The following is a 19,110-nucleotide window of genomic DNA, read 5'->3' on the forward strand; positions in this document are numbered from 1 at the left end:
GGGGCGCGGGGAACTGCGCAGTCTTTGGCTTTTAGGGGCGCGGGGAACTGCGCGACCAGCCACGATGGGCCCGCAGTCGAACCACCGGACCTTCAGTGGAAGCTCGGTGGGGCGACCCCGCCGAGCCCCGCCTCGTACAGAGCATGCGCCGTCCGCAGGACCAACGCGTCATCGTGACGCGCACCCACGATCTGAAGGCCGACCGGCATGCCGGTCTCATCCGTGCCTACCGGGACGGTCGCCGCAGGCTGCTGCGTCATGTTGAAGGGGTACGTGAACGGCGTCCAGCCCGTCCACCGCCGGTGCCCCGAGCCACGGGGAACCTCCACGCCCGCCTCGAACGCGGTGATCGGGATCGTCGGGGTGACCAGGACGTCGTAGGTCTCGTGGAAGAGACCCATCCGCCGGCCGAGTTCCATGCGTACGTCCACCGCCGCGAGGTAGTCCAGCGCGCTGGACCGGGCCCCCAGATCGCAGATCTCCCGCAGCCCGGGGTCCAGCAGTTTCCGCTGGTCGGGGCCCAGCCGCTGGGTGACCCGGGCCGCCCCGCCGAACCACAGGGTGTGGAACGCCTCGACGGGATCCGTGAAGTCCGGGTCGGCCTCCTCGACGTACGCCCCGAGGGCCGCGAGCCCCTCCACCCCGCGCCGCACCGCCGCCGCGACCCCGGGCTGGACAGCCACCTGCCCGCCGAGGGACGGGGAGTAGGCGACGCGCAGCCCCCGCACCCCACCGGCCAGCCCGTCCACGAAGGAGCCGTTCACCGGGCCGAGTTGCGACCAGTCGCGTGGGTCGGGGCCGCTGATGACGTCCATCATCAGGGCAGCGTCGGCGGCGTCCCTGGTCATCGGCCCGACGTGCGCCAGCGTGCCGAACGCGCTCGCGGGATACAGCGGCACCCTCCCGTACGTCGCCTTCAGCGCGAAGATCCCGCAGAAGGCGCCGGGGATCCGGACGCTGCCGCCCCCGTCCGTACCGAGGGACAGCGGTCCCGCGCCCAGCGCCACGGCAGCCGCGCCGCCGCCGCTGGATCCGCCGGAGGTGCGCGAGAGGTCGTACGGGTTCCGCGTCACGCCCGCCTGGGGCGAGTCGGTGACGCCCTTCCAGCCGAACTCGGGTGTCGTCGTCCGGCCGACGAACACGGCTCCGTGCTCGCGCAGCCGGGCGACGGAAGGCGCGTCCTCGTCCCAACGCCCTTCCGGGGAGATCGTTCTGGAGCCCTTGAGGGTCGGTCCGCCGCGCATCAGCAGGATGTCCTTCACCGAGACCGGCACCCCGTCGACCAGCCCGGCCGGCTCGCCGCGCCGCCACCGCCCGGCCGACTCCCGGGCCTGCGCGAGGGCCTCGTCCGCCTCGACGCGTACGAAGGCGTTCACCGCGGGCTGGACCTCCTCGGCCCTGCGCAGCGCGGCCCGCACCACGTCCACGGGGCTGAATTCGCCCTTGCGGTATCCCTCGACGAGTCGTACAGCGGTCAGCTCGGTGAGTTCGGTCATCCGCCCCTCCAACGTGCTTCAGTGGACGTGCTCAGTGGCCAGGTACGTATCCACGCTGCTTGTCGACGACGTTCGGCAGCGGCTCTCCCGTCTCCCAGAGCTCGAACAGCTCCACGAACTGCGCACCGAGTTCGTCCCGCCAGCCGACCGTGTCCCCGCTCATGTGCGGCGACACGATGAGACCCGGGGCCTCCCACAACGGGCTGTCGGGGCCCAGCGGTTCGTGCTCGAAGACGTCGAGCGCCGCCCCCGCGATCCAGCGGCTCGCGAGAGCCTCGGCCAGCGCTTCCTCGATCACAAGCTGCCCGCGTCCGACGTTCACGAAGCGTGCCGACGGCTGCATCAGCCCAAAACGCCGCGCGTCGAACATCCCGTGAGTGTCATCGGTGAGCGGCGCCGCGGACACCACCCAGTCGGCGCGCGCGATCAGCCGGTCGAGGTCCTCCGGGCCGTGCACGCCCTCGCGCGCGGCGCGCCCGACGAGCGCCGTCGTCATACCGAGCGCCTTGAGCGTCCGCTCGATCGCGCGCCCGATCGGCCCGGAACCGACCACGCACGCGCGATTGCCGGCGATGCGCTGCGACTCGCGGTGTCGCCACTCCCGGGCCCGCTGCAGGTCCCAGGTGCGCGGCAGGTCCTTGGCCATGGCGAGGACGAGTGCGGCCACGTACTCCGCGATCGGCTGGTCGAAGACGCCGCGCGCGTTCGTCACCAGCGTGTCGGACGCGGCGAGTTCGGGGCACATCAGGTGGTCCACGCCCGCGCTCGCCGTGTGCACCCAGCGCGGTCGCGGGCCCTCGCCCGGCCAGGCCCGGCGCACGGCGTGCGAGGCGAAGTCCCAGACCAGCAGGACGTCCGCGGAAGGCAGGAGCGCGGCCAACGACGACTCGTCGGCGTGCTCGACGCGCACCCGGCCGGTGAGCCGGCCGAGCCGGGGCGGCGGGTCCGCGTCGAGCACCAGGAGGGTTGTCTTTTCGGCCAGGTTCGGGGGCGTGGCAGAGGTCATCGGGGGGAAACCATTTCGCAACGAGGGTCCGCTTCTCTGGTGTCTGGACGCTGGACGCCGGGCTCTGAGTGCTTGCGGGACATCGGCAAAGCCGTCTGGGACCGGCCGTCGGGCCGGGGGCGCACAGCCGTCTCAGATGCGCGGATTGACCACGCTCGCACCGGAACCTACCTTCGTCAACAAGGGCTAGTTTCCGTGGGAATCCCGGAGTCCCGTCCGTTCCCCTGTCCCGACGTCCCGGCATGCGCCGGCTTGTGTCCCCCCGGCCCATCGGCCGGTCACCACCACTCGCTCGACCTGAGTTTGGGGCTGCTCATGGACGTCTCCTTCCTTGGTGGACCACACCCTCAAAGGGGTGTCGGCGTCGTCGCTCCCTTCGATTTCGCTCTCGACCGTGAACTGTGGCGCTGGGTCCCCGACGAGGTCTCACTCCACCTCACCCGTACGCCGTTCGTGCCCGTCGAGGTCAGCCTCGACCTGGCCCGGCTGGTCAGCGAGCACGAGACGCTCGGCGACGCGGTGCGCGCGCTGAACGCCGTCGGGCCGGAGATCGTCGCGTACGCCTGTACGTCCGGCAGCTTCGTCGGCGGCATCCCGGGCGAGCGCGCGATGTGCGAGGCCATGACCCGGGCCGGCGAGGTCCCCTCCGTGACCACGTCCGGCGCCCTCCTGGAGGCGCTGGAGGAGCTGGGCGCACGCCGGATCGCGCTCGTCACGCCGTACACCGTCTCCGTGACCCAGTCCCTGGAGGAGTACCTCGCCGAGGCGGGCATCACGGTCACCGGCCGCGCCTACATGGGCCTGACCAGGCACATCTGGAAGGTCCCGTACCGCAGTGTGGTCGACATGGCGCGCGACGCCGTACGCGGCCATGCGGACGCCCTCTTCATCAGCTGCACCAACCTTCCGACGTACGACGTCATCCCGCAGCTGGAGGCGGAGCTGCGCATCCCGGTGATCTCGGCCAACCAGGTGACGATGTGGGCTGCCCTGCGTCACCTGGGTACCCGGGCGGTAGGGCCGTATCAGGCGCTGATCGACGAGTCGGCGCGACAGCGGCCCGTACCGCCCGCGCTACCGGCAGAACCGGCGCTACCGGAAGAACAGGAAGGTTGGGCATGACGGCTCTCGGATTCCTCTACCCGGGCCACTCGGCCGAGGACGACTACCCGCGCATGGAGCAGCTCCTCGGCAGCGACATCCGCCTCCAGGTCGTCCACACCGACATCGGTGAGGACGCCCACCGCGTGGACGCGCTGCTGGAGATGGGCTCGGCGGCCCGCCTCGCCGCCGGGATCGAGGACCTGCGCCTGTCCGGTGCCGAGGCGGTGGTCTGGGCCTGCACGAGCGGCAGCTTCGTCTACGGCTGGGAGGGCGCCCACGACCAGGTCCGCACGCTGGCCACGACGGCGGGGCTGCCGGCCTCGTCGACGTCCTTCGCGTTCGCCCATGCCGTACGGGAGCTGGGTGCGAAGCGGGTCGCTATCGCCGCGACGTACCCCGACGACGTGGCCGTTCTCTTCGGGAACTTCCTGAGGGACGCGGGTCTGGATGTCCTCGGTGTGCGCAGCTCCGGGATCATCACGGCGGCCGAGGTGGGTACGTGGGGTGAGGCGGAAGTCCTGGCCCTGGCCCGCGCGGGCGACCATCCGGAGGCGGAGGTCGTCCTCCTCCCCGACACGGCTCTCCACACGGCCTCCCACATCCCGGCCCTGGAAAAAGAACTCGGCAAGCCGGTCCTCACCGCCAACCAGGTCACAGTCTGGGAGGCCCTACGCCTCACGGACCGCCGCGTGAACGCCCCCGAACTCGGTGCCCTCTTCACCCGGGAGCCGATCGTCCAGGCGTGACGGGCCCGGCGGGGGCGAGGGAATAAAGCGGAGCCAACCTCCTGTTAGGAGAGGCGCGGACAACGCGTCGTACCAAACAGGAGGACCCCCGTGGCGGCACCGGACCACACCCCCAGCGAACCCGACGAGATCCGGGCGGAGGCGAAGGGGACCGCACAGGTCCCCCTCTCCGTCCTGGACCTGGTCACGGTAGGCGCCGGCCGCACCGCGACGGACGCCCTCCGCACCAGCGTCAAGCTCTCCCGCCTCGCGGAGGACAGAGGCTTCCACCGCTACTGGGTCGCCGAACACCACTCCATGCCGGGCGTGGCCTCCACCTCCCCCGCCGTGATCCTCGCCCACCTCGCCGCACACACGACCCGCATCCGCCTCGGCTCGGGCGGCGTGATGCTCCCGAACCACGCCCCCCTGGTCATCGCGGAGCAGTTCGGCACGCTGGAGGCGATGGCCCCGGGCCGCGTCGACCTGGGCCTCGGCCGAGCCCCCGGCACGGACGGCGCCACCGCGGCCGCCCTCCGCCGCACCGAGCGGCTCAACGAGGGCGCGGACGACTTCCCCCAGCAGCTCGCGGAACTCACCCGCTTCCTGGACGACGACTTCCCGTCCGGCCACCCCTACGCCCGTATCCACGCGGTCCCGGGCCCCATCCAGGCGACCTCCCCCGGCGGCGTACAGTCCCCGCACCGCCCGCCGATCTGGCTGCTCGGCTCCTCCGGCTTCAGCGCCCGCCTCGCGGGCACCCTCGGTCTGCCCTTCGCCTTCGCGCACCACTTCTCGGCGCAGAACACGGTCCCGGCGCTCGACCTCTACCGCGAGTCCTTCCGGCCGTCGGCCGTACTCGACTCGCCCTACGCCCTGATCGGCGTCTCCGCCCTCGCGACGGACGACGAGAAGGAGGCCCGCCGCCAGATCATGGCCGCCGCGCTGAACATGGTCCGCCTGCGCACGGGCCGCCCCGGCCTGGTCCCCACCCCGGAGGAGGCGGAGGCGTACGAGTTCAGCCCGATGGAGCGGGAGTTCGTCGACTCCTGGAACGCGAACGTCGTCCACGGCACCGCCGACGAGGTCCGCTCCGGCCTCGACGACCTCCAGAAGCGCACCGGCGCCGACGAGCTGATGCTCACCGCCAACGCCCACAGCGGCGACGTACGCCTGCGCTCCTACGAACTGATCGCGGACGCGTACCAGTTGCCGTCGACCGGCGGCGCTCAGGCCTGAGAGCAGGCCGCCGCCGTCAACAGCGCGGAGATACGATCCGGCGCCACCGGCCGGGAGTAGAGCCACCCCTGGCCGGTGTCGCAGCCGATGCGTCGCAGCCGTGACGCCTGGCCCGCCGTCTCCACGCACTCGGCGGTGACCGTCAGGCCGAGCCGGTGCGCGAGTTGGATCATCGCCTCGACGATGACCTCGTCCGCCGGGTTGGACCGGGCGTCCGGACCCGCGCCGTTCTCGCCGGTCTCGTACTGGAAGCCCCGCACGAACGACCCGTCGAGCTTCAGAACCGAGACGGGCAGCCGGCTGAGGTAGGCGAGGTTCGAGTAGCCCGTGCCGAAGTCGTCGATGGCGATGCGTACGCCCATGTCGCTGAGGGCCTGGAGGGCCTGGAGCGGGCGGCCCGCCGAGCCCATCACCGCCGACTCGGTGAGCTCCAGCTGGAGGAGATGCGGGGCCAGTCCGGTCTCCGCGAGGGTCGCCGCCACGTCCGCCACCAGGTCGGAGTCCCAGACCTGGCGCACGGCCACGTTCACGCTGACGAAGATCGGTTCCGCGTCCGGGTGGTCCAGTTGCCAGCGGCGCGCCTGCCGGCAGGCGGTGGCCAGCACCCAGCGGCCCAGCTGCACGATCGAACCGTCTTCTTCGGCAAGTCCGATGAACCGATTCGGCGTCAGTGTGCCGAACTGAGGATGGTTCCATCGCACCAGCGCCTCGACCCCGCGCACCCCGCCGTCCTCCATGCACACGAGCGGCTGGTACTCCAGCGCGAACTCGCCCTTCTCGATGGCCGGGCGGAGCGTGGAGGAGAGGGCCTGGCGGGTCATCCGGTGGGCGTTGCGCTCCGGGTCGAACAGCGTCCAGCGGGACTTGCCGTCGGCCTTCGCCCAGTACAGCGTCGTGTCGGCGGCCTGCATCAGACCGGTCGCGGTGGTGCCGGCCGCGTGCCGCTCGACGACACCGATCGAGGCCGAGACCGACAGCCGCTGCCCGGAGAGGTCGAACGGCACCTGGAGGGACTTCAGTACGGAGTCGGCGAGGTCCGCGAGCTGCTCCGTACCCGTGGAGTCCTCGACCAGCAGCGCGAACTCGTCGCCGCCGAGCCGGGCGACCAGCGGGGTGGCCGGCCGCGCGTACCCGGCCTCGTTCGCGCAGCGTGTCAGGCGCTCGGCGACGGCCGCGAGCAGCCGGTCGCCGACGCGGTGGCCGAGCGTGTCGTTGACGGCCTTGAACCCGTCCAGGTCCAGATAGCAGAGCCCGATCCGGCCGGTGCCGGACTCCTCGTACGCCTCCGCCTCCAGCGCGGCCGAGAGCCGTTCGAAGAACAGGGTGCGGTTGGGCAGCCGGGTCACCGGGTCGTGCATCTGCAGGTGGCGCAGCCGGGCCTGGAGTTCGCGGCGGGCGCTGATGTCGGAGACCGAGAGCAGCACCGCGCGCTCCTCCTCGGGCAGCGGACTGACCGTCACCTGCGCCCAGAGGGAGTGGCCGTCGGGGTGTTTGAGGCGTCGGGTGCAGCGCAGCCTGGCCTGCCGGCCGCGGAGCACCTCGCGGTACGCGTGCCACGTACGGGCGTCCGAGGCGAGGTCCACCAGGTCGGCGGCGATCCGGCCGGTGAGCCCTTCCGGGCCCGCGCCGAGGAGCGCGGCCAGGGTGTCGTTGGCCGTGACGACCAGGCCCTCCCGGTCCACGACCGCCATTGCGAGGGGAGCGGCGGCGAAAGTGGCGCGGAATGTACGGGCGCCGGCTTCGGTGTCGGTGCCGGCCCGGGCTCCCGCGCCCGCACTGGGGTGGGGGTGGGGATGCGCGTCGGCACGGGGATCGGTGCCCGTGTGGGGGTGGCCGTCGGCCTCGAAGTCGATCCCGGGGCGCGGCGGAGGACCGGCCGGGGAACCGGCCGAGAGCCGGGCCGGAAGTCCCGCCGACAGACCGGAAGGGAATCCGGCGAGGAAGTCGGCCGGCAGCCCGGCAGAAAGCTCGGCGGGGAGTCCCGCCGAGAGGTCCAGAGGGGGTGCGACCAGGGATTCGACGCGTGGGACCCGTTCCTCGTGAGGAGGGGTCCCGACGCGACGAGAGGCCGCAATGTGACTCTCTGTGACGGCCGGCCGGACGAGGTCTACCGCGGGCGCCGGCCCATCGGACGTTCCGCTCACCGTTCGCTCCCGCTGTGCACTCGTTCGTCGTACAGGTCTCGTCGGGGGGTCGGCCGGTGGTGGACGGCCGCTCTAGCCGTGTCCGCGCAGGAAAGTGTGCCGATCATAGAGGTTGGCCGTAGGGCCTTCCAGCTACTGTCCAGTGTCCCGGATGAACCCCTCTCTCTGACAGATCGTTTCTGCCCGCAGCTGGACGGGTTCCTTCCCCGGCCGATCACTTGTGACGTTCCGTGAGTGCTCGGGGTGTCGGCGTGTCCTGGCGCCCCCCTGGTGCTCCCCGATGTTCTCGGTCGGATGTCGGCCCTCTCACTCCTTTGGTTCAGATAAACAGGGCGTAAACGATCAAACCGGCACAGGCTGGTTGCGGTATCCCGAATTCCGCATCCGGAGGTCGACGTGCCGCGTCTGCTCCCCCTCAAGGGGCTCACCCGTGGCGGGGTTCGACCCCGTTGGCGAGGCCTCGGACGGCCCGGTACGGGTCGGCCCGGTCCAGGTCGGTGGGTACCGGCATGGTGGGGACAGACCTGGCGCGAACGGTGGTGGCACGCGCCCGCTGCCGTGTTCACCTCCATGACGGCCCTCGCCGCCACCTCCCTCGTGACCGGTCCCTCGGTCGCCGTCCCGCTCTCCATGCCGTGCGCCCTCAAGCGCACCGAGGCGCACCACTCGGAGGGCCTGGACACCTGGAACGCCGCCTATCCGCGCCCCACCAGACGCCTCGACGCGGTGATGGTCTTCCTCTCCTTCCCGGACGCCGACCCGCTGACCACGCCGGACGAGCTGACGGCCGACTACTTCCCCGCCACCAGCCGCTTCTTCGAACGGGCCTCGTACGGCAGGTTCCAGCTCCGCCCGCACCCGCTCAGGGAGTGGATCCGGATGCCGCGGGCCTCCACCTCGTACGCCATACAGCGCGACTGGAACGCGGCGGCGCGCTCGGCGTATCTGCGCGACGCGCTCGCCGCGGCGGACGACCGGGTCGACTTCTCCCGCTACGACATCGTGTACTTCGTCGCCGACCCGGACGCGCCCGGCGTGGACTCGGACGCGACGAAGGTGGTGAACATGGACACGCCGCTGCGCGCCGACGGGAAGGACATCCGCCGGGTCGTCACGGTCTTCGAGAAGCATCCGCCGGACCGGCTGGTCCTGGCCCACGAGACCGGACACGTCTTCGACCTGCCCGACCTCTACCACCGCCCCTCCGACGGCAAGGGCGACTGGGACACGTACGTCGGCGACTGGGACCTCATGGGCAGCCAGTTCGGCCTGGCGCCCGACCTGTTCGGCTGGCACAAGTGGAAACTCGGGTGGCTGGAAACACGCCAGGTGGCGTGTGTTCGGGACGCGGGCGGACGGGGTACGCGGCTGACGCTGGAGCCTCTGGGGGCGGGGCCCGGGGTGGCCGCGGCGGGTTCGGAGGTCTTCGAGAGGGTGGGTGTCCCGGGTGCCGGGCCGGAGTCGGAGGGCACGGGATTCGGGTCCGGGAACGGGACGAAACTGGCGGTGCTGCGGACCGGGCAGGACACGGCGGTGGCCTTCGAGGCGCGCGGACCGGTCGGCAACGACGCGGCGGTCTGCTCACAGGGAGTGCTCGTCTACCGCATCCGCGGCGGGACCCAGTCCGGCGGCGGCCCGATCGAGGTCGTCGACGCGCACCCCTCGTCCGCGGCCTGCTGGGACGACTCGGTCTATCCGCCGCTCGCCGACGCTCCGGTCGGCCTCGGGGAGAGCTTCACCGTGCCGGGCGAGAACCTGCGCGTCGCGGTGGAGGACCGGACGGCCTCGGGGGCGTGGACGGTGACGATCTCCACCGGGAGCTGACCCCCTACCCCCTGGGCGGGGCCCACACCGGTTGGCTGCCGGGGGTGTGGGTGGCGAAGCCCCCACAACGCGCGGCGAAGCCGCGCAGGAATGACGATGGCGAGGTGGTTCGCGCTTTCCGCGAACACGCCTCGCCATCACCATCGTGCGCCGCCAGGGACTCGAACCCCGGACCCGCTGATTAAGAGTCAGCTGCTCTAACCAACTGAGCTAGCGGCGCTTGCTGACGTCGTAGACCTTAGCATCCTGATCGGCGGGAGGAAAAATCGATATCCGGGCCTCGGGGGAGGGCTCGGGGAGGCGTCGGCGGGTCGCTGACCGGGCAGCTCGTATCGCCGCCCAGAGCAGGATCGCCGGTGTCGGCAGCCAGGGATGGCGGGTGTCGGGGGCGACCAGCCAGCGGGATTCCGCGGGGGGACGGGAGCCTGTGCGGGGAGCGGCCGGGACGGTCGGGGTGGGGGGCGGGACCGTCACCGCGTCACCGGTGCCGTGGCAGAGGAGCGGCGGGACGGTCCGGGCCCGCTCCGAGGCGCCGCCCGAGCCCCACTCCTCCCACTCCAGGAGCGCGGGCAGCCGCTGTGCGGTCCCGGGCGCGGCGAACAGGAGCATCCGGCCCCGGTAGGTGGCCACGGGGCCCGATCCCGGGCCCTCGTCCCACAGCCGGTCCAGCATGCGGCGGCCGAAGATCGCGGGCGCGTTGACGACGTCGAAAGCGAAGCCGCAGGACAGGACCACCGGGGCGGCGGGCCGGTCCTCCCAGAAGGCGAGCGTGCTGCGCGGGTACGTACCTGTCGAGGCGAGCCAGGCGGCGCCCTCGGAGGTGACACCCGAGACGTCGAACCGGTCGGGGAGGTCGGGGAACGGCTCGACGGTGCCGTGGCCGGGGCTGTCGGGGGCGATGCTTGCCGGGTTCCGGTCGCTGCTCATGTCATCTAGAGCTACCGGGGGTGAACGGCCTGTCTCTGAGGGTTGCGGGAATGGGGGACAGGGGGGTGCGGGGTGGGGTATCTTGCCCGCCTGGCATATGCCAGGGGTTGTTTTCGGCTGGGCGTGGCTTGGATGCGTGGCTGCGGCGCGGTTGACGCACGGCTGTCCGAGGGGCCGGTTGCCTGTACGGCTTGCGGTTGGGTGCTCGCTGTCGCTTCCGATGACGCCGGCGTCGGCGCTCAGACCGGGTCCGCGTACCCCTCGGCGTCCGCGCCGCGCAGGAGTTCGCGGCCGAACTCCACCATCTTCTTCGCGTAGTCCTCGGTCCACTCGGCCCGTTCCGCGATCTCCGCGGGCGTCAGCCGGTCGAACCGGCGGGGATCGGCGAGCTGTGCGGCGGCCATCGCCTGGAACTCGACCGCCCGGTCGGTGGCCGCGCGGAACGCGAGGGTCAGCTCGGTGGCACGGTCCAGCAGCGCCTGGGGATCCTCTATCGATTCCAGGTCGAAAAAGTGCTCGGGATCGGCAGCAGCCTCCGCGGGCTCGAAGAGCAGCGGCGCGGGGCGAAGCCGCGGCTCGTTCCGACGCGGCGTGGGCTCCGCCATGACTTCTCCTCCTCGTACGGTGGTCGGCCCGTCCTTCTTGGTTGGGCCACCGTCCATTGTCCCTTGACTGCGCAAGAGTGCCTCGGGGCGCGGCTGACCGGCCCTGATGCACGCTCTCTCCTACCCTTCGCGCTCCCTCACGACTCCCACGGGATCCGGTGCTCGGCCAGATGCGACAGCACCGCGTGGTTCGCCTCCCAGCCGTCCGGGAACTTCACCGTGACGCCGAGCTGGACCGGCTCCGTGGAGGGGTGGTCGTCGAGTAGGTCGGTGACGCCGGCGCGGCAGACGACGATGCAGGCGTGGCGGTGGCGGGAGGCGAGGACGCACAGGCGGCCCGTTTCGAGGTGGAAGGCCGTCGCGTCGGGGCGGCCCGACAGGGGGTGCAGGACGACCGTCACGTCGTACTCGCGGCCCTGGAGGCGGTTCGCGGTGTCCACGGTCACGTCCGTGACGCCCAGCTCCGCCAGGGCCGTACGGACGGACGCCGCCTGGTCGCGGTGTGCGGTGCCGACGGCGATGCGGTCGGCCGTCAGCGGGGCCGGATCGGCGGATCGCTCCGAGGTCGCCGCGCCGCCCCGGTCCAGGAGGCGGCGTACGACCTGGGCCAGCGCCCGGATCGCCTCCGGGTCCGTGCGCGGGGTGTTCCGGGCGGGCAGTTCCAGCAGGCCCCAGCCCGATTCCGCCGCCTCGTCGATGACCCGGTCGGGGCCCGAACCGTCCGACGGGACGGCGAAGGCGAGGTGGCGGTCGCCGTGCCCCGTGCCGCTGCGGAACGGCGTGAAGGGGTAGAACGCGTCCGAGACCAGCGGAGCCGCCGACGCCGGGAGCCGCCAGGAGACGGGGAGGCGGTGCTGCGGCAGCTCGGGGTTGTGGGCGAGGAGAGTGGTGACCGCGGAGGCGGAGGGGTCGTACGACAGCCCTGCCCACTGCTCGCTGCCGACGATCGCGAACGGGTCCAGCTGGCCCGGGTCGCCCACGAAGAGCGCCCGCTCGAACAGCCCGGCCACGGCCAGCAGCGCGTCCGACCGCATCTGGTACGCCTCGTCGACGATCGCGTGTCCCCACGGCTCGACGCCCTTGACGTGCGCCCACTTCGCGGCCGTCGAGATGACGACGTCGAGCCCGGCCAGGTCCCCGGCCTTGGCGGACTTGCGGACGTTCGGCAGGTCGTCGAGCGCCTTGTCGTACGGGTCCGCGTCGCTGCTGTGCAGCCGGCCGACGGGCAGGTCGGGGTTCTTCTCGGCGAGCCGCAGCACCAGGTCGTCGACCTGCGCGTTCGTCTGCGCGATGACCATCAACGGGCGTCCCGCGTCGGCCAGTTCGAGCGCGGCCCGTACGACGAGCGTGGACTTGCCGGCGCCGGGCGGGGAGTCGACCACGACACCGCGGGACGTCCCGTGCAGGGTGTCGCGCAGGATCGCGTCGGTGGCGCGGGCGGCCTCGGCGCCCGGATCGAACACGGTGGTCACAGGACGTCCTCTTCGGTCACGGCGTCGGGCTGCACCTCGAGCTGCGGGGCGGCGGCATCGGTCTCGCCGGGCGGTCCGCCGTGCGTCCACGGCGTCTCCTCCGGGTCGGGCAGCTTCGCACCGCCCCGCTGCTCGTGCTCGAAGAGCGTGAAGCAGACCAGGTCGCCCTTCTCCGGTACGGATCCGGTCTCGGGCTCCTTGCCACGGCCCATCTTGTCGACCACGCGCAGTACGACCAGGGAGCCGAGGGTGTCGGTGGGGTCATTGCTGTGGTTGTCGGGGGCGCCGTCTGCCTCGTGCCGGACGTACTCGACGAACTCCGCCGCCTGCGGCTTGCCGCCGAGCGAGCGGTAGACCTTGGCGCGCTCGCCGAAGTGCGGCCGGTCGTCCGTGCGGACGGTCACGAGCGGGCGCGGGCTGGGCCGCTTGCCCTCGCTGTACGCCATCACGACATCCGTGACCTCGCCCGCGAAGGCCTCGCCCGCGAGCCGCCGGCCGGCCATGACGAGCGGGTCGTCGAGGGCCTCCTGGGCCTCCAGACGGGCCTGTTCGCGCTCCCGCGTGGCGAGTTTGTTCGCCGCCGTGACCGCGTCGTCGCGGCGCGGCTGCGGGGGCTCGCCGGCCAGGACCCGGTCCCGGTGGCCGGTGAACGACCAGCGGTCCCGGGTCCACCGGTCGGCCGCGTGGGCGCCCTCGGGCAGGTCGCGCAGCAGGTCGAGGCCGCGCCACACCGCGTCCCAGGTGGGGCGCGTACGGCTCTCCACGAGGTCGCGGATCTGCCGCTCGGCGGCGGTGAGTTCACCGAGCCGGTCGTCCGCCTCGATGCCGTCCTCGGCGGCCGCGAGTGCCGTACGCGCGCGGTCGTAGCGCTCGATGGCGGGGGCGAGCAGTTTGTTGTCGAACGCCGGGTCGGTGGCGGGCCCGGCCGGCGGGCAGAGGAGCTGCCCCTTGCTGTCCCGCCGCAGCTCGGCCCGTAGCGCGGCCTCGGCGCCGGACTCGCCGTCCGGCGGGTCGATCCAGGCGAGCAGCGCCCCGAGGTGCTGGTCCTCCAGGCTCGACTGTCCGGTCGCCCAGTGCCGGGACAGGACGTCGGTGAGCGCGAGGAGGAGCGAGGAGCCGGGTACGCGGGAACGCTCGCCGTAGTGCGTCAGCCACCGGCCGAGCAGCGGTACGCGCGGGGGCGCCGGGTGCGGTGTCTCCGGGTCCTGCTCGGCGGTGCGGCGGAAGCGCATGGAGCGGCCGAGCAGCCGTACGAAGTCGATGCCCGAGCGGCTCGGGACGATCAACTGCGGGGCGTCCGCGCACAGTTCGACCTCCACCTTGACCCGCTTGCCGGTCTCCGGGTCGGTCTCGTTGCGCTCTGCCGCCTCGACGTCCGCTGCGTACGCGTCGATGTACGGCAGGACGATGTCCGCCAGCTCGGCGAGGAACGCGAAGCGGAGGTCGCGGTCGCGGGGCTGGGGGACGACGAGGAGGCGGGGGGTTTCGCGGTCCGTGCCGATCAGTGCCCCTAGCGGGGCCCCGGCTTCTCCTGCGGTGGTGAGCGGTACGAAGACGAGGGGGTGCGGGGAGAGGTGGCGGTGGTTGGTGGTGGCCAGGGGCTGGGCTCGGCCTGTGTCCACGGCTTCCAGGCGGGCGAGGGTGGTGATCAGGGACATGGGGCTGCCTCCTGGGCGGGGCTCGCCGAGTGGTGCGGGTTGGTATGTGTGGGTTGTGGTTTGGCTGCGGGTGGGTGGGGGTTGCTCGCGCAGTTCCCCGCGCCCCTTTCGGGGCGTGGTGGTGTTGTGTGTGCGGGTGTGTGGGGGCTTGTCGCGCAGTTCCCCGCGCCCCCTGTGGGGGCGGGGGTGAAGGGGCTCAGCACGTCGTGTGTCCCGGTGTCTCGGGCAGTTGTTTCTCTCCGCTGGTCAGGGATCCCGTTCGGTCGCCCAGTGCCTCGGCTCGGAGTTGGGCGGCTCTGCGTAGGGCCGCGACTGCCGGGTCGGTTGGGTCGCCGGTTTCGGCGCGGGCTGCCGACAGGACGTCGGTGATCGTCGTCAGGCCGCCCAACTCGGCGCGGAGGGAGCGGCCGAGGGAGGTCACCGCGCCCTCTGCTCGGGAGTGGTCGCGGCAGTGGAAGGCGAGTTCGCAGGCGGAGAGGCACTCGGGGGCGTAGGTCGCCGGGACCGATTCCACCGCGGCCGTCAGGTCGGCGGAGGGGAGGTCTGGGGAGAAGCAGGTGCCCTCGGGGAGCAGGTCGGCGATGTCCTCGATGCGGGTGAGGCGGTCCAGCTGGCGGCGGGTGACCGAGCGCTGCTTGCGGACGTCGACGGCGGACGCGGTGGGGAGGTTGGAGAAGTCCTTCGGGCAGACCAGCAGCACCGTGTGCCTGACTTCGGGTGTGACAGCGAGCTGGGCCGCGACCCGTTCCAGGGCCAGGACGTACACCGCGGCCTGGCGGGCGGCCGCGCCCACCTTCGCCGCGTCCGCCGAACCGTCCAGCATCGGGAAGGACTTGATCTCGACGACGGTCCAGCTCCCGTCGGGATGCACGACCACCGCGTCCGGCTCGAGGAAGGCGGGGGAACCCGCGACGTCCAGGGCGAGCAGGGGGTGGTCGAGCAGTGTCCAGACGCCCGCCTCGGTGGCCTCGCGCAGCGCCAGGGCCGTACGGGCTGTACGACCCTCGGGGCCGACGGCGGACAGGTCGGGGACTGTGCCGGCCGCGGGCGGCTCGGCCCCCGCGTCCAGCTTCTCGTGCACGAGCCTCAGCAGCTCCGCGCCGCCGTCGGCCTTGACCCGTGCCTCGAAGGCGTTGCCCCGCATGAACGCGAACTGCGACTGGCCGAAGGCCGAGGGCGAGCCGAGCGCGCTCGCCAGTGCCGTCTTGTTCACCCCCGCCCCGTCGAGGATCGCGCGCCGCTTGCACCCCGGGTTCGCGGCGAGTGCCGCGAGGGCGCGAGCGTCGAGCGGCTGCGGCGGGACCGCGGGGCCGCGCAGCTCAGCGAGCCGCTGCCGGAGCCCCGTCCTCCGCGCCGGGGGGACTCGCTCCCGGTTCGGCTCCTGCCGGGGCTCCCGGCTCGGCGGTACCCGGGACGGCTGGGACCTTGCGCTGTCGGGGAATTCGCTCACCCGCCGAAGTCTGGCACCCCGCACTGACAATTGAGGAACCTGCGCCGTGCGAGGCGCCTGTGGAGCCCACGGCGGCCGATGCGAAGGGCCGGATCCCCAGCCGCGCCCGGAGCGTGTCCGCGAGCCGCAGCACCGGCCGGGTCAGCAGGAAGCCGATCCCCATCACGACGAAGCCCGCGACCGCGTCGAGGAAGTAGTGGTTGGCGGTGCCCATCACCACGATCGTGGTGATCAACGGGTACAGGACCCCCGCGACCTTGGTGAGCCGCGTGCCGCCGTACATCCAGAGCATCACACCGCACCACAGCGCCCAGCCGCAGTGCAGGCTCGGCATCGCCGCGTACTGGTTCGTCATGCCGCCGAGCCCGCGCGGTGCGCTCGCCTCGCTGCCCCACCAGCCGTAGTCGCTGTACTGGGCCATCGTGTCGACGAACCCGTGGCTCGCGGACAGCAGCCGCGGCGGGCAGGTCGGCAGCAGCGTGAAACCGATCAGACCGATGAACGTGGACGTCATCAGCCAGGTCCTGGCCGCTCTGTAGCGCACGGCACGGGACCGGAAGAGCCAGACCAGGACGGCCGGCGTGACCATGTAGTGCAGCGACGCGTACCAGAAGTCGGCCGGTATGCCGATCCAGGGCTCGCGGGTGAAGAGACGGTTCAGCGGGTGCTCGGCGTTGAGGAAGAAGAACTTCTCGACGCGCAGGATCGCCAGACCGTGGTCGACGGCGCTGGTCACGTCCCCGCGCGCGAGGAGCCGGCCCGCCGAGTACGCCCCGTACACCAGCAGGATCAGTGGCAGCTCGGTCCACCAGCGGAGGCGGGAACGTGGTACCGCCTCGGTGCTCGGTGCATCGGTCCGCAACATCCGATCCCTCCCCCTTCTGCTTCCCCGGCCGCAATGACCTGGCCCAATTTACGGTCTGTGCGCGTCCCCCGTGGCCGCGCCCCCCTGGTGGTCATAGACGCAGAGATCGCCCAGTGGGTTGCTAAACCTGTGAGTGAGCGATGATGGAGTGATCCACCCCTCGTTCCCCCGCGGTTCACCGCTCGATCTTCCCCGAAAGGCCCCTTCCATGGCACCGCGTTTCCTTCTGGCCCGGCACGGACAGACGGAATGGTCGCTGTCCGGCCAACACACCGGCCGGACCGACATGCCTCTCCTGGAGGAGGGCAGGCGCGGTGCCAAACTGCTCGGGGAGCGCCTGCACAGGGCCCCGCTGAACGGCCTGCCCGGGGTGGAGATCCGTACGAGTCCGCTGGCACGCGCGCGTGAGACCTGCGAACTCGCCGGATTCGGCGACCGGGCGACCCCCTGGGACACGCTCATGGAGTGGGACTACGGCGCCTACGAGGGCATGACACCCGACGAGATCCGGGCCGACCGTCCCGACTGGCTGATCTGGCGGGACGGGGTGCCCGGGGGCGAGACCCTCGCCGAGGTCTCGGCGCGTGCGGACGAGATCGTCGAGTGGGCCCGCTCCGCCGACCGTGACGTACTGGTCTTCGCCCACGGACACATCCTGCGCTCCATCGGCGCCCGCTGGCTCGGCCTGGACATCGATTTCGCGGCGCGTATCCGCCTCAACCCGACGTCCCTCTCGGTCCTGGGCTGGGCCTACGGAGAGCCCGCGATCGAGACGTGGAACGACTGCGCCCACCTGACGGCGTAGTCCGGCGGCGGCACCCCCGGCCCTTAAGGGGTGCGGGGAACTGCGCGATCAACCCCCGCCGGCCCGCAGACAGATCACAACGCGCCCCGGCGGAGCACAACGGCTCAGGCCGGCCGCGGCAGCGCCCCGTGTCGGTCCAGGAAGTCCGACACCCCCGACGCGCGGCGGTGCGGCAGCAGTACCCGGGCCGTCCCCGCCAGCATCGTCTGCACGCGGGACGACTGGACCTCGTCCAGCAGGTCCAGGACGCGCAGTCCGGCCGCGGCCGCCTCGTCGGGGTGCCCGGCGCGGGCCAGGTCGTCGGCCAGCTCGGCCGTGTAGAGCGCGAGGTTGCGGGTGAAGTGCGGATCCTGGAGCCGGGTCGCACGCCGCGCCTGATGGGCCGCGCGCGACCAGTCGCCCAGCGTCGACCAGCACTGGGCTTCCAGACCGGCCAACTCGGCGTCTCCGTAGAAGCTCATCCACTCCGGATCGGCGTCACAGGGACCGCGCCCGTACAGAGCCTGCGCTCGGGTCAGCGCCTGTTCGCAGCCCCTGCGGTCCGCGAGCCCCGCCCAGCCGCCCGCCTCGCGCAGCGAGAGGAGCGACAGCAGCCGCGCCGAGCCCAGCGGACGCGCCGCGAACTGGGCCGCCTGGGCAGCCCGGACCGCCTCGCGCGGCCGCCCCGCGTCCCGCGCGAGGAAGGACGTGTTGCAGAAGGCGTGTGCCTCCAGGGCCGGGTCCCCGGCCACCCGGGCGGTCGCGAGCGCCTCCGCGTAGTGCGAACGCGCGTCCTCGAAACGCCCCGAATCGTGTGCCAGCCACCCCACGGAGATGGCCAGTTCACCGGCCCCCGTGTGCAGCCGCTCGGCGGTCGTCTGCCGCGCGGCGCCCGCGTCCAGCAGGGCGTACGCGGTTCGAAGCGGAGTCGACGCTCTGCGGTACAGCCCGTCGGCGCCGTGCCGGTCGTCCAGCAGCCGGATCTTGCGTACGGCCTCTTCCAGTGCTCCCGCCTCGGCCTCGCCGGCCCGGCGCACGGAACGGTCCGCGGCCACGGCAGCGCCGCTGAAGGCGAGCCCTATGGGGCCCAGTGAGGCGGCCGCCACGGTGGCGGTACCGCCGCTCATGAATGCGCGACGTTGCACGTCGCTCTCCTCGTGGTTCTGGTCGTCGATCTCGTGCGGGTCATACCGGTCGTTCGGTTCGTGCGAGCCGTACGTGGTGTCATACGGCTCGTACGCCCCGTCCGTCTCATGCGGGGCGTACGTCGGGCTCGTGGTGCGCGGGTCGGGCGCCTCCTCGAAGGTGCGCGCCCCCCGGCCGCGTACCGCCGAACGGGGCACGAAACCCAGGTCCGTCAGCGTCCGGCCGGGGAACATGTGCAGGAACACCCGCTCGTACGCGTAGTTGGGACACCGGATCTCTCCCGCTTCGACCCGCCCGATGTAGCGCGCGTCGCAGCTGACCTGCTCGTCGATCTCCCGGGCGGCCCGTCGCACCGCCGCGGCGAACTCGCCCGGCGAGCGCTGGCCGCGCAGCCGCCGGAAGGCGAGATTCGGCCGCGCCGGCCGAGGTGACTGGGACGACGAGGTCATCGGTGACGACGCCATGGCCGGGCCCTCTCTCACGAACCGTCGAACCATGCCGGATCCAGGGCGAGTTGATCATGTTGTCGACCGAGCCGCACCTGTGTTTCCGGCGGGCACGAACGTACCCGCTGTGATGAGCCCACCACGCGGGGTTTGGCTACAAAACGGATATCTCATCCCTGATCTGCCATGAACTGCCATCCTTTGCGGCCGAGTTTCGCC

General features: G+C 72.1%; 15 protein-coding genes and 1 tRNA gene. 5 read left to right on the forward strand and 11 right to left on the reverse strand.

Going from position 1 to position 19,110, the window contains the following annotated elements; all coding sequences use genetic code 11:
- Nucleotides 1-92: 92 nt before the first annotated feature.
- Both ACIBEI_RS14940 and ACIBEI_RS14945 read right to left on the reverse strand, forming a co-directional pair.
- Nucleotides 93-1,496, reverse strand: a complete 1,404-nt coding sequence (locus ACIBEI_RS14940; protein ID WP_398888696.1) for an amidase — start codon at nucleotides 1,494-1,496, stop codon at nucleotides 93-95.
- Between the two features lie 31 nt (nucleotides 1,497-1,527).
- A complete protein-coding gene (locus tag ACIBEI_RS14945; RefSeq protein ID WP_398888698.1) occupies nucleotides 1,528-2,502 on the reverse strand; it encodes a D-2-hydroxyacid dehydrogenase in 975 nt (324 codons plus the stop codon).
- Between the two features lie 315 nt (nucleotides 2,503-2,817).
- Here ACIBEI_RS14945 and ACIBEI_RS14950 point away from each other — a divergent pair, with 315 nt between their 5' ends.
- The 3 genes from ACIBEI_RS14950 to ACIBEI_RS14960 all read left to right on the forward strand — a co-directional run bounded on the left by ACIBEI_RS14950 (nucleotide 2,818) and on the right by ACIBEI_RS14960 (nucleotide 5,570).
- Nucleotides 2,818-3,624 (forward strand): aspartate/glutamate racemase family protein, encoded by an 807-nt coding sequence (locus ACIBEI_RS14950; RefSeq protein WP_398888699.1) that lies wholly within the window; start codon nucleotides 2,818-2,820, stop codon nucleotides 3,622-3,624.
- A complete protein-coding gene (locus ACIBEI_RS14955; protein WP_398888701.1) occupies nucleotides 3,621-4,352 on the forward strand; it encodes a decarboxylase in 732 nt (243 codons plus the stop codon). The genes ACIBEI_RS14950 and ACIBEI_RS14955 overlap by 4 nt, the downstream gene beginning before the upstream one ends.
- A gap of 90 nt (nucleotides 4,353-4,442) precedes the next feature.
- Nucleotides 4,443-5,570: an LLM class flavin-dependent oxidoreductase gene (locus ACIBEI_RS14960; protein ID WP_398888703.1), complete on the forward strand. Its 1,128-nt coding sequence runs from the start codon at nucleotides 4,443-4,445 to the stop codon at nucleotides 5,568-5,570.
- Here the strand turns inward: ACIBEI_RS14960 and ACIBEI_RS14965 are convergent.
- On the reverse strand, nucleotides 5,561-7,714 hold the full coding sequence (locus ACIBEI_RS14965) for a putative bifunctional diguanylate cyclase/phosphodiesterase (protein ID WP_398888705.1): 2,154 nt from the start codon (nucleotides 7,712-7,714) through the stop codon (nucleotides 5,561-5,563). The genes ACIBEI_RS14960 and ACIBEI_RS14965 overlap by 10 nt on opposite strands.
- Before the next feature lie 570 nt (nucleotides 7,715-8,284).
- Between ACIBEI_RS14965 and ACIBEI_RS14970 the strand changes: the two genes are divergently transcribed.
- On the forward strand, nucleotides 8,285-9,538 hold the full coding sequence (locus tag ACIBEI_RS14970; protein WP_398888707.1) for a M6 family metalloprotease domain-containing protein: 1,254 nt from the start codon (nucleotides 8,285-8,287) through the stop codon (nucleotides 9,536-9,538).
- A 146-nt stretch (nucleotides 9,539-9,684) separates the two neighbouring features.
- On the opposite strand, the gene ACIBEI_RS14975 is transcribed toward ACIBEI_RS14970, so the two are convergent.
- The 7 genes from ACIBEI_RS14975 to ACIBEI_RS15005 all read right to left on the reverse strand — a co-directional run bounded on the left by ACIBEI_RS14975 (nucleotide 9,685) and on the right by ACIBEI_RS15005 (nucleotide 16,515).
- Nucleotides 9,685-9,758: transfer RNA gene (locus tag ACIBEI_RS14975), tRNA-Lys, on the reverse strand.
- The gene (locus ACIBEI_RS14980) at nucleotides 9,749-10,465 is read right to left on the reverse strand and encodes a hypothetical protein (protein WP_398888709.1); all 717 of its coding nucleotides are present in this window, start codon (nucleotides 10,463-10,465) and stop codon (nucleotides 9,749-9,751) included. The genes ACIBEI_RS14975 and ACIBEI_RS14980 overlap by 10 nt, the downstream gene beginning before the upstream one ends.
- A gap of 239 nt (nucleotides 10,466-10,704) precedes the next feature.
- Nucleotides 10,705-11,070, reverse strand: coding sequence for a hypothetical protein (locus tag ACIBEI_RS14985; RefSeq protein ID WP_189843370.1), 366 nt, complete (start codon nucleotides 11,068-11,070; stop codon nucleotides 10,705-10,707).
- Nucleotides 11,071-11,207: 137 nt separating this feature from the next.
- Nucleotides 11,208-12,542, reverse strand: coding sequence for an AAA domain-containing protein (locus tag ACIBEI_RS14990; RefSeq protein ID WP_398888711.1), 1,335 nt, complete (start codon nucleotides 12,540-12,542; stop codon nucleotides 11,208-11,210).
- Entirely contained in the window at nucleotides 12,539-14,200 is a 1,662-nt protein-coding gene (locus ACIBEI_RS14995; RefSeq protein ID WP_398888713.1) for a hypothetical protein, read from the reverse strand. The genes ACIBEI_RS14990 and ACIBEI_RS14995 overlap by 4 nt, the downstream gene beginning before the upstream one ends.
- Before the next feature lie 196 nt (nucleotides 14,201-14,396).
- Complete coding sequence (locus ACIBEI_RS15000) at nucleotides 14,397-15,518, reverse strand: hypothetical protein (RefSeq protein ID WP_398889012.1); 1,122 nt, start codon at nucleotides 15,516-15,518, stop codon at nucleotides 14,397-14,399.
- 1 nt (nucleotide 15,519) lies between these two features.
- Complete coding sequence (locus tag ACIBEI_RS15005; RefSeq protein WP_398888715.1) at nucleotides 15,520-16,515, reverse strand: phosphatase PAP2 family protein; 996 nt, start codon at nucleotides 16,513-16,515, stop codon at nucleotides 15,520-15,522.
- Between the two features lie 208 nt (nucleotides 16,516-16,723).
- On the opposite strand from ACIBEI_RS15005, the gene ACIBEI_RS15010 reads away from it, so the two are divergent.
- Nucleotides 16,724-17,320, forward strand: a complete 597-nt coding sequence (locus tag ACIBEI_RS15010; protein ID WP_398888717.1) for a histidine phosphatase family protein — start codon at nucleotides 16,724-16,726, stop codon at nucleotides 17,318-17,320.
- A gap of 104 nt (nucleotides 17,321-17,424) precedes the next feature.
- On the opposite strand, the gene ACIBEI_RS15015 is transcribed toward ACIBEI_RS15010, so the two are convergent.
- Complete coding sequence (locus tag ACIBEI_RS15015) at nucleotides 17,425-18,909, reverse strand: hypothetical protein (RefSeq protein WP_398888719.1); 1,485 nt, start codon at nucleotides 18,907-18,909, stop codon at nucleotides 17,425-17,427.
- Between the last annotated feature and the right edge of the window lie 201 nt (nucleotides 18,910-19,110).

Source organism: Streptomyces sp. NPDC050988 (genome assembly GCF_044456225.1).
Classification (GTDB): Bacteria; Actinomycetota; Actinomycetes; order Streptomycetales; family Streptomycetaceae; genus Streptomyces.

Bases quoted from the DNA above. Each gene is read 5' to 3' on its own strand.
- ACIBEI_RS14955 (WP_398888701.1), top strand. From the start codon at position 3,621: ATGACGGCTCTCGGATTCCTCTACCCGGGCCACTCGGCCGAGGACGAC.
- ACIBEI_RS14985 (WP_189843370.1), bottom strand. From the start codon at position 11,070: ATGGCGGAGCCCACGCCGCGTCGGAACGAGCCGCGGCTTCGCCCCGCG.
- ACIBEI_RS14940 (WP_398888696.1), bottom strand. From the start codon at position 1,496: ATGACCGAACTCACCGAGCTGACCGCTGTACGACTCGTCGAGGGATAC.
- ACIBEI_RS14970 (WP_398888707.1), top strand. From the start codon at position 8,285: ATGACGGCCCTCGCCGCCACCTCCCTCGTGACCGGTCCCTCGGTCGCC.
- ACIBEI_RS15005 (WP_398888715.1), bottom strand. From the start codon at position 16,515: ATGTTGCGGACCGATGCACCGAGCACCGAGGCGGTACCACGTTCCCGC.
- ACIBEI_RS14945 (WP_398888698.1), bottom strand. From the start codon at position 2,502: ATGACCTCTGCCACGCCCCCGAACCTGGCCGAAAAGACAACCCTCCTG.
- ACIBEI_RS14950 (WP_398888699.1), top strand. From the start codon at position 2,818: ATGGACGTCTCCTTCCTTGGTGGACCACACCCTCAAAGGGGTGTCGGC.
- ACIBEI_RS14995 (WP_398888713.1), bottom strand. From the start codon at position 14,200: ATGTCCCTGATCACCACCCTCGCCCGCCTGGAAGCCGTGGACACAGGC.
- ACIBEI_RS15015 (WP_398888719.1), bottom strand. From the start codon at position 18,909: ATGGCGTCGTCACCGATGACCTCGTCGTCCCAGTCACCTCGGCCGGCG.
- ACIBEI_RS14980 (WP_398888709.1), bottom strand. From the start codon at position 10,465: ATGAGCAGCGACCGGAACCCGGCAAGCATCGCCCCCGACAGCCCCGGC.
- ACIBEI_RS15010 (WP_398888717.1), top strand. From the start codon at position 16,724: ATGGCACCGCGTTTCCTTCTGGCCCGGCACGGACAGACGGAATGGTCG.